This window comes from Paenibacillus melissococcoides, from assembly GCA_944800085.1.
Lineage (GTDB): Bacteria > Bacillota > Bacilli > Paenibacillales > Paenibacillaceae > Paenibacillus_B > Paenibacillus_B melissococcoides.
In genome coordinates this window covers 416,172-428,722 of the sequence record CALYLO010000002.1, presented here as the reverse complement: position 1 = coordinate 428,722, position 12,551 = coordinate 416,172, and the positions used below count along the sequence as shown (strand labels likewise).

General features: G+C 55.5%; 10 protein-coding genes, 2 pseudogenes and 1 riboswitch. Of the genes and pseudogenes, 8 read left to right on the top strand and 4 right to left on the bottom strand.

Annotated features, from left to right (window positions below):
• Window positions 1-185: 185 nt before the first annotated feature.
• From tnpA to namA, 4 genes and pseudogenes are all read left to right on the top strand, one after another.
• Window positions 186-542: an IS200/IS605 family transposase gene (tnpA, locus tag OCY70_RS10150; RefSeq protein ID WP_213429519.1), complete on the top strand. Its 357-nt coding sequence runs from the start codon at window positions 186-188 to the stop codon at window positions 540-542.
• A gap of 4 nt (window positions 543-546) precedes the next feature.
• A pseudogene (locus OCY70_RS10145) lies at window positions 547-1,592 on the top strand (RNA-guided endonuclease InsQ/TnpB family protein).
• 143 nt (window positions 1,593-1,735) lie between these two features.
• Window positions 1,736-2,665 carry an alpha/beta hydrolase gene (locus OCY70_RS10140; protein WP_213429512.1) on the top strand — a complete coding sequence of 310 codons (930 nt, stop codon included), beginning with the start codon at window positions 1,736-1,738 and terminating at the stop codon, window positions 2,663-2,665.
• 121 nt (window positions 2,666-2,786) lie between these two features.
• Window positions 2,787-3,797: an NADPH dehydrogenase NamA gene (gene namA, locus OCY70_RS10135; RefSeq protein ID WP_213429511.1), complete on the top strand. Its 1,011-nt coding sequence runs from the start codon at window positions 2,787-2,789 to the stop codon at window positions 3,795-3,797.
• A 7-nt stretch (window positions 3,798-3,804) separates the two neighbouring features.
• On the opposite strand, the gene OCY70_RS10130 is transcribed toward namA, so the two are convergent.
• On the bottom strand, window positions 3,805-3,945 hold the full coding sequence (locus OCY70_RS10130; protein ID WP_213429510.1) for a hypothetical protein: 141 nt from the start codon (window positions 3,943-3,945) through the stop codon (window positions 3,805-3,807).
• Between the two features lie 318 nt (window positions 3,946-4,263).
• Window positions 4,264-4,535, top strand: a riboswitch (cobalamin riboswitch).
• A gap of 229 nt (window positions 4,536-4,764) precedes the next feature.
• Here OCY70_RS10130 and OCY70_RS10125 point away from each other — a divergent pair.
• The 4 genes from OCY70_RS10125 to OCY70_RS10110 all read left to right on the top strand — a co-directional run bounded on the left by OCY70_RS10125 (window position 4,765) and on the right by OCY70_RS10110 (window position 10,032).
• Entirely contained in the window at window positions 4,765-7,116 is a 2,352-nt protein-coding gene (locus tag OCY70_RS10125; protein ID WP_213429509.1) for a ribonucleoside-diphosphate reductase subunit alpha, read from the top strand.
• 76 nt (window positions 7,117-7,192) lie between these two features.
• Window positions 7,193-8,224 carry a ribonucleotide-diphosphate reductase subunit beta gene (locus OCY70_RS10120; protein WP_213429518.1) on the top strand — a complete coding sequence of 344 codons (1,032 nt, stop codon included), beginning with the start codon at window positions 7,193-7,195 and terminating at the stop codon, window positions 8,222-8,224.
• 240 nt (window positions 8,225-8,464) lie between these two features.
• Entirely contained in the window at window positions 8,465-8,977 is a 513-nt protein-coding gene (locus OCY70_RS10115; RefSeq protein ID WP_249725389.1) for a hypothetical protein, read from the top strand.
• A gap of 2 nt (window positions 8,978-8,979) precedes the next feature.
• Window positions 8,980-10,032, top strand: coding sequence for a bifunctional metallophosphatase/5'-nucleotidase (locus OCY70_RS10110; RefSeq protein ID WP_249725388.1), 1,053 nt, complete (start codon window positions 8,980-8,982; stop codon window positions 10,030-10,032).
• 4 nt (window positions 10,033-10,036) lie between these two features.
• On the opposite strand, the pseudogene OCY70_RS10105 reads toward OCY70_RS10110, so the two are convergent.
• From OCY70_RS10105 to OCY70_RS10095, 3 genes and pseudogenes are all read right to left on the bottom strand, one after another.
• A pseudogene (locus tag OCY70_RS10105) lies at window positions 10,037-10,270 on the bottom strand (suppressor of fused domain protein); the annotation flags it as partial.
• 92 nt (window positions 10,271-10,362) lie between these two features.
• On the bottom strand, window positions 10,363-11,325 hold the full coding sequence (locus OCY70_RS10100; protein ID WP_213429508.1) for an MraY family glycosyltransferase: 963 nt from the start codon (window positions 11,323-11,325) through the stop codon (window positions 10,363-10,365).
• Window positions 11,326-11,425: 100 nt separating this feature from the next.
• On the bottom strand, window positions 11,426-12,427 hold the full coding sequence (locus OCY70_RS10095; protein WP_213429517.1) for a LacI family DNA-binding transcriptional regulator: 1,002 nt from the start codon (window positions 12,425-12,427) through the stop codon (window positions 11,426-11,428).
• Window positions 12,428-12,551 lie beyond the last annotated feature (124 nt).

Genomic DNA, 12,551 nt, shown 5'->3' with positions numbered 1-12,551 from the left:
AGAACCTTTGGCAGCATCAAGAGGGCCTCGAAGAACCGGTTAAGCAGGGAAAGCAAGGAACAAAGAGAAGGATCAGAATATGGATTTCCCTCCCTGTCTGAAGATATAATGGAAGGTAACAATAGAAGGTCCCTTGAACGCAGCGAGAGAAGCGGACCTGACGAACCGCCACAACCGTATTTTTAATCAACTATCATTTTGAATTTTGTTCGCGTTATCGAAGAAAGGTATTGGTAAAACAAGTCGAAGTCCGCTTCAAGGAACTGGTGTCGACTATTTGCGGAGAGCATGAATGGCAAGTGATTGTCATGGAGGTCATGCCGGATCATGTGCATATATTTTTGAATGTGGTGCCGACGTATTCTCCTTCGGACATTATGGCCAAATTGAAAGTAGCGACTTCCCGAATCCTGCGTCAAGAGTTCGAGCACCTGAAGCATTTGCCTTCTCTATGGGCACGTTCCTACTTTGTCAGTACGGCAGGGAACGTTTCAAGGGAAACCATAAAACGCTACGTTGAAGAACAAAAGACAAGAGGGTGAAAACATGCAGACGGTAACGATTCAAATCCGCATATTCCAAGCAATCCGTCTATATTGGTGGATATGGGTAATGAGTACATTCGGACGGTCAATCGATTGGCTGAGCAAGCCGAAGCGTCTGGAACGTTTCCAAAACTAACGTCAAAAACCGTCCAAGCGAATCTACCCTCTGCCGTAAAGAATCAAGCCATTAGGGATGCTAAAAGCATCTTCCAGAAATCAATAAAAGAAAACAAGCGTCCAATTCTGAAGCGTCGAGTCTACTACGTCAACAATCAGAACTATTCGATTGGTGAAAAATACCGTTTCTTTTCCTTTTTGCATTGATGGCAAAGTACAACGCCTCAGTACTCCTGCTCTTATTGCTGATCGTGAGAAAAACATGCTTCAAAGCAGTAAATTAGGGCTTCTGCGTGTTGTTCAAAAGTCGAACAAATGGTTTCGCTCGAAAGACCGACAGAACAAGTGACAGGCGGCGCGACGATGGGCATTGATCTTGGCTTGAAGGTTCCAGCCGTTGTCGTGACTTCAAACGGCAAGACCAAGTTTGTCGGCAATGGACGCAAGAACAAGTTCATTAGGCGCAAGTACAACGCCAATCGTCGCAAGCCAGGAAAGCTGAAAAAGCTCTCTGCTATCCGTAAGCAGTGCAACAAGGAAAGCCGCTATATTAAAGATCAGAACCACAAAATTAGCCGCCAAATTATCAATATGGCTAAGAGAGAAAACGTATCGGTCATCAAATTGGAAAAGCTATCCGGCATTCGCCAAACGACAAGAACAAGTCGCAAAAACGCTAAGAATCTGCATAGTTGGTCGTTCTATCAGTTGCAACAGTTCATCGCATACAAAGCGGCATTAGCTGGAATCAAGGTTGTAGAAGTCCATCCAGCGTATACTTCGCAGAAATGCCCATCCTGCGGTGATCGCAACAAGGCAAAAGATCGGACATATCAGTGTTCATGCGGTTATCCTGCACACCGCGATAGAGTTGGTGCAATCAACATCATGTGTCAACCTGTGGCAGATGGTAACAGTCTGTCAGCCTAGTTAGCTATATGCTCTGAACTAGGATGGGCTATTGAACTAGCCCTTAACTTAGCAGTTGCACAAAACAGAAATGGTCTGCGTGCGCTAACTAGCTAAGGATCCCACGGCTTTCGCCGTGTGGAGGTTCAAGGGAGGCGTTCTATATGTTATCCAATACGTTCACGTTCACCGACCCGGAGGGCGTTCGCGTCCATGTGTACCGCTGGGATCCGGAAGAAGGGCAGCCTGTCCGCGGGGTCGCCCAGATAGCTCACGGCATGACCGAGACGGCCAGACGATACAGCCGCTTCGCCGAAGCGCTGACGGAGGCGGGTTATGTTGTCTATGGCAACGACCACCGCGGGCATGGCCGGACCGCCGGGCAGCCAGAAGACCTCGGGTATGTCGGCGAGGACGGCTTTACATGGATGGTCCGCAATATGGCCCAGTTAACCGAGATCATTTATGCGGAACAGGCCGGGCTGCCTGTATTTCTGTTTGCGCACAGCATGGGATCCTTTTTGGCCCAGAAATATATAGCAGAGCATGGCGGGAAAATAAACGGTGTCATTCTGTGCGGAAGCAACGGGCCGCGGGGGCCCGAATTGTACGCCGGCGCCGCGCTGACGAAGCTGATTGCCGCCACCCGCGGCTCCCGCCACCGCAGCAAAATGATTGACAACATGGCATTCGGCGGCTTCAACCGCATGTTCCGTCCGAGCCGGACCTCCTTCGACTGGTTGAGCCGGGACGAACAGGAAGTCGATAAATATGTGGCCGACCCGGAATGCGGATTTTTGAGCACGATCGGCTTTTACCGGGACTTGTTCGGCCTGCTGCGGGAGATTCATCGCCCCGAGACGATGCAGGCCATTCCGAAGGATTTGCCGGTGATGCTGATTGCCGGCGATCGGGATCCTGTCGGCCAATACGGCAAAGGCGTGCGTCGGCTGGCCGAGATGTACCGCGAGCTTGGGATACGCGAGGTCGAATGCATTCTGTACCCGGAAGCGCGCCATGAGCTCCTGAATGAGAAGAACCGGGATGAGGTTACGTCAGACTGCCTCTCCTGGCTGGCGAAGCACACGCCGTAACCATTGCTTTGCATCAAGGGTTATCCATCGACGTGGATGGCCGATTTGTTTCCTCTATACTTGGAGGGGTATAATGGAATGGGAAGTACAATCTCGAACATGATTCTTTGGAGGGATAGCCATGCCCCAATTATTTGAACCGCTAACGTTACGCGGGGTGACGATACCGAATCGTATCGTGATGTCGCCGATGTGCATGTACTCTTGCCACAATGAAGACGGGATGGTCAACGATTGGCATCTGGTCCATTATACATCCCGTGCCGTCGGACAAGTCGGCCTGATCATGATCGAAGCCACCGCCGTAACCCCTGGGGGACGCATCAGCGCGAAGGATCTGGGCATTTGGAGCGACGAGCACGTAGAAGGGCTTCGCCGCCTGACCGACATGGTCCACGCGCACGGCAGCAAGATCGGCATTCAGCTTGCCCACGCCGGGCGCAAAGCAACCGTTCCCGGAATCATCGCCCCTTCGGCGCTGCGCTTCAGCGAAGCTTATGAGACGCCAGAGGAGATGACGCTGGAGGATATCCGCAAGACGATCAAAGCATTCGCCGACGCCGCGCGCCGGGCCGAGGAAGCCGGGTTCGACGTGATCGAGATTCACGGCGCGCACGGGTATTTGATCAACCAGTTCCTGTCCCCGCTGACGAACCAGCGGACCGACAGCTACGGCGGCAGCGCCGACGCCCGCTACCGCTTCTTGAGCGAAGTGATTGAAGCGGTGCGCATCACGTGGTCCAAGCCGCTGTTCGTGCGCATCTCGGCCAATGAATATGCGGAAGGCGGGAACGCCATCGAGGCATACATTGACTATGCGCGGCGCATGAAGGACCAGGGCGTCGACCTGATCGACTGCAGCTCGGGCGGGGTTGTCCCCCATCCGGTCGAATCGTATCCGGGCTATCAGGTCCAATACGCGCATGCGATCCGCCAGTCGGCCGGCATCGCGACCGGCGCCGTTGGGCTGATTACCGAACCGGCCTTGGCCGAAGAGATTGTGCGCAATGCCCGGGCCGATCTCGTTTTCCTCGGCCGCGAGCTGCTGCGGGATCCGTACTGGCCGCGTCAGGCTGCGAAGCAATTGCGCCAAGAACTCACTCCGCCGAAGCAGTACGAGCGCGGTTGGTAATCCATTGTCAGACTGCCCAAGCGGATATCCGCTCCCGGTGCCGCCGGCGGCGAGCCGTCGCGTTCGTCGCCAGCGCATTCTGCGGCGATGCCTTCTTCCCGTCAGGGAGCGTCTCCACAAGCGAAGGAGCGATCGGCCCGTACGTCAACGTATTCTAGGCATCGAAGCCGGCGGATGCCGATATCTGGAGCACATATCGATCATGATCCGGCCAGGCGGCCAGCGGGGGAGCCGGATTCAGCACGGCATCCTCCACAGCCTCCGGCTTGCCTAGCGCGCGCGTTTCCTCTCATTCCCCCTATTCTAGGGCAGAAATATAACCGCCACTATGGGGCGCTTTTTGCAGAGATGGTGTTTTTTTATGGTCCGCGGAACTGTCTCAAATCCTGTCGTTTTCCTATGAGGAATATCACCTATAACCTATTTACTTCCCCAATATGTTGTAGTATATTGGCATAAGTACAACAACATATTGAACGATACAGGTGCTGCGGTTCGACAAAGCGATGCGCGTCGGGCCCCGGCTTAATAGGGAAGACGGTGCGAATCCGTCGCGGTCCCGCCACTGTTAGAAGCGCTTCCGGAACATCGCTCATCTTCGTTCCGGGGCAAGTACCCGGCAGAACAGGCGCTCTGTAGAGAGCGGCCTTTTCTATGTCCACTGGGACGAATGTCCCGGGAAGGCCGCCGAGGTATTCGGCTTCGAGCCAGGAGACCTGCCTGTATCGCAGCACATTGATGTCCCTACGCGGAATAGGGAACGTGTTCAGGCCGTGCGCTGCGATGCGGTACCGCCTTCGCCGGGCGAACGCAGCTGCGTGGTTGCAGGGGGAGCTGCGCCTTGTCCTATTGATGGCAGCCGCCATCGTAAGAAGCCCCCGGATACATACGGCTTTGCCATGCCGTTCCTGAGCTGTTCTCGCGAAGGGACGGCTATTTTTATTGCTCTTTTCGAGGAGGAATACGGATGCTAACCACCAATCATACCGTTCAGACCGTACACAAACCGAATAACCGCTCGCTCGCGTTCGACGCGGATCGCATCATGCGTTACGGCGAGCGCATTATGGGAGAATACCCGGAGCTGGACCGCGAACGCTGGCACCGGGGCGTCCTGGCCAAGCTGCGTCACAGCCATGTTCAGGCATCCGATATCACGCAGGCTTGCATCATGACCGCATTGGAGCTGGTCTCCGTCGAGGAGCCGCAATGGAAGTTCGTCGCGGCCCGCGCGCTGCTGACGAAGCTGTATAAAGAAGCGGCCCTGCACCGCAGCTACAAGGCATACGCCGACCGTCCGTACGGCGACTTCTACAAGCTGATTAAGCAGTTGGCCGATATCGGCATCTACCGACAGGAGCTGCTGGAGGCCTACACGCCCGACCAGATTCGCGAGCTGGGTCAAGCGATCGAGCCGGCCTGCGACGAGCTGTTCGACTATATCGGGCTGCTGACTCTCGCCGATCGGTATTTGGCCGTCGATTTCGAAGGGCGCACGATGGAGCTGCCGCAGGAGCGCTATATGATCATCGCGATGTACCTGATGCATCAGGAGCCGGAGGAGCGCCGGGTCGAGCTGGCCAAGGAAGCCTATTGGGCGATGAGCAATCTCTATATGACCGCCGCGACGCCGACGATGGCGAACGCGGGCAAGAAGGTCGCCGGCCAGTTGTCGAGCTGCTTCATCGATACGGTGGACGACTCGCTGGAAGGCATCTTCGATTCGAATACCGACGTGGCCCGGCTGAGCAAGATGGGCGGCGGCATCGGCGTCTATCTCGGCAAGGTGCGAGCGCGCGGCTCCGATATTCGCGGCCACAAAAATACGAGCTCCGGCGTCATCCCCTGGATTCGCCAGTTGAACAATACCGCCGTGAGCGTCGACCAGCTCGGCACCCGCAAAGGCGCGATTGCCGTCTATCTGGACGTGTTCCACAAGGACATTCTGTCCTTCCTCGATCTGAAATTAAATAACGGCGACGAGCGCATGCGCGCGCATGATATTTTCCATGGCGTCTGCATCCCGGATCTGTTCATGGAAGCGGTCGAGAAGCGCGAGGACTGGCATCTGTTCTGCCCGCATGAAGTGAAGAAGGCGATGGGCTGGACCGACGGGAATGGCCGGCCGCTCGGACTGGAGGATTTCTATGACGAGCAGGCGGGTCAGGGGCAGTTCCGCGAGAAGTATGCGGAGGCGGTGGCGAACCCGCGGTTGTCGCGCATTACGCTGCCGGCCATCGACATCATGAAGCGCATCCTGAAGTCTCAGCTTGAGACCGGAACGCCTTATATGTTCTACAAGGATACCGCCAACCGGGCCAATCCGAACAAGGGGCATGGCACGATCTACTGCTCCAATCTGTGCACCGAGATTATGCAGAACATGTCGCCGACGACGATCGAGCAGGAAGAACTGGTGCTCGAGGACGGGCGGGCCCGCATCATCATCAGCAAGATTCCGGGCGACTTCGTCGTCTGCAACCTGAACTCGATTCATCTGGCGCGCGCCGTGCGGGCCGGCGTGCTCGAACGCCTCGTGCCGATCCAGGTGCGGATGCTCGATAACGTCATCGACATCAACAATATCGAGGTGCTGCAAGCCCAGCATACGAACCGTCGCTACCGCGCAATCGGGCTCGGCACCTTCGGGTTGCATCATCTGCTTGCGCTGGAAGGCATCGCCTGGGAATCGGATGAGGCCGTGGCATACAACGACCATCTATATGAACGCATTCATTATTTGGCGGTGCGGGCGAGCATGGAGCTGGCGAAGGAAAAAGGCGCATATCCGCTGTTCGCCCAGTCCGAATGGGAGAACGGCCGCTACTTCGAGCAGCGCGAATATACGACCGGAACGCGCCCTGGCCGCTTCGTGACGATCGAGCAGTGGAAGGAGCTCGCTGCCGAGGTCAAGGCGAACGGGATGCGCAACGCCTGGCTGATGGCGGTCGCGCCGAACGGCTCCACCTCGATCATTGCCGGCTCGACCGCGAGCATCGATCCGGTATACGAGCTGCTCAGCTATGAAGAGAAGACAACGTACAAGATCGCCAACCCGGCGCCGGACTTGTCGGATAAGACGATGTGGTATTACAAAACGGCATTCCGCCTCGATCAAAACTGGTCGATCCGCATGGCGGGAGCCCGCCAGCGCCATATCGATCAGGGCCAGAGCTTCAACCTGTACGTCCGTCCCGATATCCGGGCCGTCGATTTCCTTAACCTGCATCTGCATGCCTGGAAGGCCGGCTTGAAATCGACCTATTACGTGCGCAGCCAGGCGCTGACCGTCGAGGAATGCGAAGCGTGCAGCTCGTAAAGCGAACGCCGGACGGCAAATAGATAATGATTATGTGCGGAAAGGAAGAATATTGATGACTTTACTCGATCGCGAGCTGAAACTGCAAAAAATATTCAATACTGAGGCGCCGAACCAGTCGACCCGCATTATTTTGGGCGAATGCTCCGGCATCCTGAACTGGGACGATATCCGGATGCCGCACATGTACAAGCTGTACAAGGTGCTTCTGCTGAACCATTGGATCGCCGATGAGATTCCGATGTCCAAGGATGCCCAGCAATTTCCGAATTTGATGCCGGATGAGCAGCGCGCCTTCAAGATTAACATCTCGCTGCTGGCGGTGCTCGATTCGATGCAGACGATGTTCGTCGGCGATGTGAAGCGGTTTTTCACCGATTCCTCCTTGGAGGCCATTTCGGCCATTATCGCCCAGCAGGAAGTCGTTCACAATCAATCTTATTCTTATGTGCTGTCCTCGCTCGTGTCGGAGAAGGAGCAGAAGGACATTTTCGAATATTGGAAGCATGATGCCGTGCTGCTGGAGCGCAACCGCTTCATTGCGGACATTTACCAGACGTTCCGGGACAATCCGACGCCGCAGACATTCTTCGAAGCGCTCGTCGCGGATCTGATTCTCGAAGGCGTATTTTTCTACAGCACGTTCGCCTTCTTCTATAATCTGGCCCGCGATCAGAAGATGATGGCCACGAGCCAAATGATCTCGTACATCCAGCGCGACGAGAACCAGCACTGCTACTTCTTCGGCGAAGTGTTCAAGCAGCTGCTGCGCGATTTCCCGGAATTGAATACCGACGAGAACCGCCGGTTCGTCTACGAGACCTTCGACCGGGCCGTTCAACTGGAGACGAACTGGGCGCATTATACGCTCAGCAATATCCGCGGCATCGATCTGCGCGAGCTGAGCGATTACATTAAATATATCGCGAACCGCCGCCTCGCCATGATGGGCATGGAGAAGGCCTATGAAGGCGTCGACGTGAACTGCATGCCATGGATTAAGCCCTTCTCCGACGAGGCGCTCAATTCGACGAAGACCGATTTCTTCGAAGCGAAATCGCGCACCTACGGCAAGGTCGGCGACGATAACGGCTTCGACGAGCTGTAAGCCGGCGTGCTGCCGGGCACCCGCCCGTGCATGTATATCTAGCACTATGCGGCAAGGCCGTCCTGTCATCGGTGACCGGAGCGGCCTTGCTTTTCTCTCCCTTAAACTGCACCCGTCTTTACAAAAACGATAACTTCCGTTACGTTAACAATCCCCTCATTGGCTTGCCCTACGATAAATATATATGTCATATCGAGCTCTCTTCCATTTTCACTATTTCGCATGCGACGGAGGTTATGTATGAACAAAAAGAAGCTTGGCACAGCCGCGATCCTGACGACAGTGGTAAGCGCCTTGTTCGCCGGTTCCTTATTTGCGGCGCCTATCCACCCTATCGATCATATCCAATGGATGCAGGACAAGAACTACATATTCGGAACCAAAGACGGGCTCGCGCTGGATCGCCCGATCACCCTTGTGGAAGCGATCGCGATGATCGCGCGCGTGCAGGACGCGGCTCAGTCCGTGAAGACTGCCGATCCGGCGATTAAGCACTGGGCCGCCAAGCCGCTTACGTGGGCAAAGCAGGAGGGGGATCGTCGATGCGGAGCAATGGAAAGGGCTTCATCGTCCGGCTACGGCGGCGACGCTCCAGAACGTGGCGGAAAAAGCAGGGTTACGTCTCGAACTGGACGGAAAGACGGTGACCCGCGGCCAGGTTTTTCAAGGCGCTCGGCGACGCGATTACGACGCATGTCACGATCGGACATACGAACGATCTGCATGGCCATGTTCTCGAAGATGCCACGTTAGAAATGGGCTACGCGAAGCTCGCCACACTAATGAAGGAGCTGCGCGAGGAAAATCCGAATACGATGCTGCTGGATGCGGGAGATATGATTCAAGGCACTATTTACGTGAATTTATCCAAAGGAGAAACAGCGACAAAGCTGGCCAATGCCCTCGGGTACGACTTCATGGCGTCGGGCAACCACGAATATGACTTCGGCTATGAACAGCTCGCGAAGCTGACAAAGATGTTCGAGTTCCCGGTGCTGGCCGCGAATGTCTTCGACGCGAAAGGCAAGCCTTTGCTTCAGCCTTATGTCAAGAAGCAGGTGGGCGGCAAGATCTTCGCCATCCTCGGCCTGGTCACGAAGGACACGCCGATCGTTACCCATCCCGACAACGTGAAGGGCCTGACGTTCCGGGACCCGATCGAGGTCACGAAGGAATGGGTGCCGAAGCTGCGCCAAGAAGCCGATCATGCCAAGTCGCTGGGCCGGGTAGACCTGTACTATCATGGCGAAGATCTGGTTCATTTCTCCGGCGGCCTGCTCAAATATGACGAAGCGGCGAAGCCCGACCCGGCTGTAGCCGCCATCGTCGAGTCGCTGAAAAAAGAGACGGATACGCTCTTGAATGAAAAAATCGATGTGACGAAGCGGAATTTGTACGACGTGCTGCCGTTCCCGAACACGCTGGCGGTCGTGGAAATGAAGGGCAGCGACTTGAAGGCGGCTCTCGAAAACGGCGTCAGCGAAAACGAGTCCGGCTCCGGGCGCTTCCCGCAAATTGCGCGCATGTCCTTCGCCTTCGACGTGAAGCAGCCGAAGGGAAGCCGCGTGACCGAGGTCAAGGTAGGCGGCAAGGCGCTGGAAGAAGACAAAACGTATCATGTCGCGACGAACGACTTCCTGATCGGGGGCGGAGACGGATATTCCATGTTCATGAACAAAAAATCGCTCGAAAGGCAGGCGATATGCCGGTTCGGGCCGATCAAATACAGCGATTCCCGGTACGGGATACGGCCGCGCAGTATTTTGGCAATCGAAGGTGCCTGCTTCGCTCCGAGCTCAATCATATAAACCGCTCCGGGTTGTCCCCTTCCTTCTCGTACAGCTCCGAGAAGCCGTATGTGACATAATGCCAATGCGGCACCGGCTCGGTCTGCGCATAGACGCTGATCCCGTCCAGCGGATCTTCGCCGCCCAGCATAAAGGGCAGGACGGTGCCATAATGGAGCGGCTCCGTGTCCCCGTACAGTTCCTTCAATTTCGCATCAATCGCGTCCCAGCCGAGGGCCTGCACTTCTTCTTCCGTCATGCGCATTCACCTGATTTCCTATGGTTTAGAGGTTGTTCGTTGTTCGCACGAATGTGAGAAGGGTCTGCATCCGCCATGCGCTGCTGCATCCGTCAGACAGGCAGCAGCGATAAAATAATGGAAGTCAGCCCGAAGCAGAGATTCAGCAGGCACAAGAAGATGACTACCTGCTTCTGGTTCAATCCGACCGCAAGAAGACGGTAATGCGCCTGGGTCGCATCCGCTTTGTAGATCGGCTGCCCGTTAAGCATCCGCCGGATGACGACCAAAATATTGTCGAATATCGGCACGCCCACCGCGAGAATCGGAATGAAGAGCGATAAGAGCGTCGCTTGCTTGAACGCGCCGTCGAGCGCCACCACCCCCAGCATGAAGCCCAGAAACGTCGCCCCCGCGTCGCCCATAAAGACATTGGCCGGCGGCTTATTGTAACGCAAATACCCTAATGCCGCTCCGACCAGGATCAAAGCCATCATCGCCGGAGTCCCCTGCCCGTGCGAGATGCCGACGATGAACAACGTGCCTGCCGAGATCGCGGTCAGTCCCCCCGCCAGACCGTCCATCCCGTCCGAAAAGTTAATGACTGTCGTGACGCCGAATATCCACGTTACCGTCAGCAGGAACTGAAGCCATTCCGGCAAATAGATGAACTGCCCCGTGAACGGGTGGTTGAAGCCGATGAAAGCGATTCCGGAAGCGTAGATCAAGGCGGCGGCCCCTACCTGCACGATAAGCTTCGGCAGCGCGGGAAAATCCTTGCGCCGGGTCTTGTACCAATCATCCACCATGCCGATGGATAGGATGAGCAGCCCGCCGCCGAGAATGCCTGCCATCTTCGTCAAGGAATGCGGGACGAACAACACATAGGTGATGCAAAAGCCGATAAAAATCGCAGCCCCTGCCAACAAGGGAATGGGCTGCCTATGTATTTTCCGTTCATTATCCGCCTGCGGCTGATCGACGAAGCCGATGCGGAAGGCCAATTTCTTGAAGGGAGGAATCAGAAAAAGGACGATACAAGCAGAAAGAAGGAAGGCGAAAACGTAAGAAAACATATCATTACCTCCGCTGCATAACCGTTTACGTTCATTATAAAGCATATATGAACATGATCAACCACAAGGCGACAGATTTTGGCACGCCGAATGGGTTGATTTATACGGAGGGTCTCGACCGAACCGATTCCGCCTTCACGAGCGTGACGTAAATTCGTTCGTGCTCAACCGGCTCGCCCGCAATCACTTTCAAAAATTGCTCGGCTGCCAGCGCGCCCCATTTGCGCTTGGAATAATCGATCGTAGCGAGGCGGGGCTGGACGAATTGGGAGAGCTCCATATTGTCAAATCCAATCACATGGATATGCTCGCCGATCACGTAAGGCGACTCCTTCACCGCGTTGTACAAGCCAACGGCCATTTCATCGTTAAGGCAAAAGACGTCCACCGGCTCCGTATACTCCCGAATAATCCGCTCTGCCGCCGCTTCCCCGCTCGCTTTGTCGAAATTGCCTTCCATTTCAATCAACTCGATAGGCTGCCCGGTTTCATCCGGCGGGATGGGCTGGTTTCGTTCCACCGTCTGCCGGGCCGCCAGCAGGCGCTGGTTGGAATCGAAGGAGCCTTGAGGCCCTGACACGACGTATATTTTCCGGAAACCTTCCTCTAACAAATATTCCACCGCCAACATGGCGCCTGCTTTATTGTCGAGCAGCACCTGGTTTACGTTGGGATGGTTCAGCTCCCGATCCAGCACGACGAGCTTGTGCCCGCGATCCGCATATTGGAGCAGTTCTTCGCTGGAGAAGGACGCATCGAGGACGATAGCGCCGTCGATCATCCGTTCCGGCAGCAGACGGTGGGATTGAGAGCCGCTGCATACCACCAGATCATACCCTCTCTTGTTCAGCACTTCCTTCATTCCCTGCAGCAGCTGCCCGTAGAACGAACCTTCGAAGCCGGTCAAAAAAGCGCCGATAATCTTCGTCTCTCTCGTTTTCAGCATTCTGGCCGCCGCATTCGGAACATAATTTAATTCTTTGGCGACAGACAATATTTTGTTGCTCGTTTCCTCTTTCACCTTGGGGCTTCCGTTCAAGGCATAAGAGACGGTCGAGATCGAAACCCCCGCTTTCCTCGCGATATCCTTAATACTGACCACAGCATTCGCTCCCATCGTTGACACCATTTTTTCCTTCTTAGTATAAACCACGCACAAAGCATCGTACCCACGTCATGATAAACCGAGGAAGAGCAACCAGCAAGTCCCGGCTGACTCTCTCAGC

Coding starts and splice junctions, on each gene's coding strand:
- OCY70_RS10140 (WP_213429512.1), top strand. CDS start 1,736: ATGTTATCCAATACGTTCACGTTCACCGACCCGGAGGGCGTTCGCGTC.
- OCY70_RS10115 (WP_249725389.1), top strand. CDS start 8,465: ATGAACAAAAAGAAGCTTGGCACAGCCGCGATCCTGACGACAGTGGTA.
- OCY70_RS10100 (WP_213429508.1), bottom strand. CDS start 11,325: ATGTTTTCTTACGTTTTCGCCTTCCTTCTTTCTGCTTGTATCGTCCTT.
- OCY70_RS10110 (WP_249725388.1), top strand. CDS start 8,980: ATGGGCTACGCGAAGCTCGCCACACTAATGAAGGAGCTGCGCGAGGAA.
- OCY70_RS10125 (WP_213429509.1), top strand. CDS start 4,765: ATGCTAACCACCAATCATACCGTTCAGACCGTACACAAACCGAATAAC.
- namA (WP_213429511.1), top strand. CDS start 2,787: ATGCCCCAATTATTTGAACCGCTAACGTTACGCGGGGTGACGATACCG.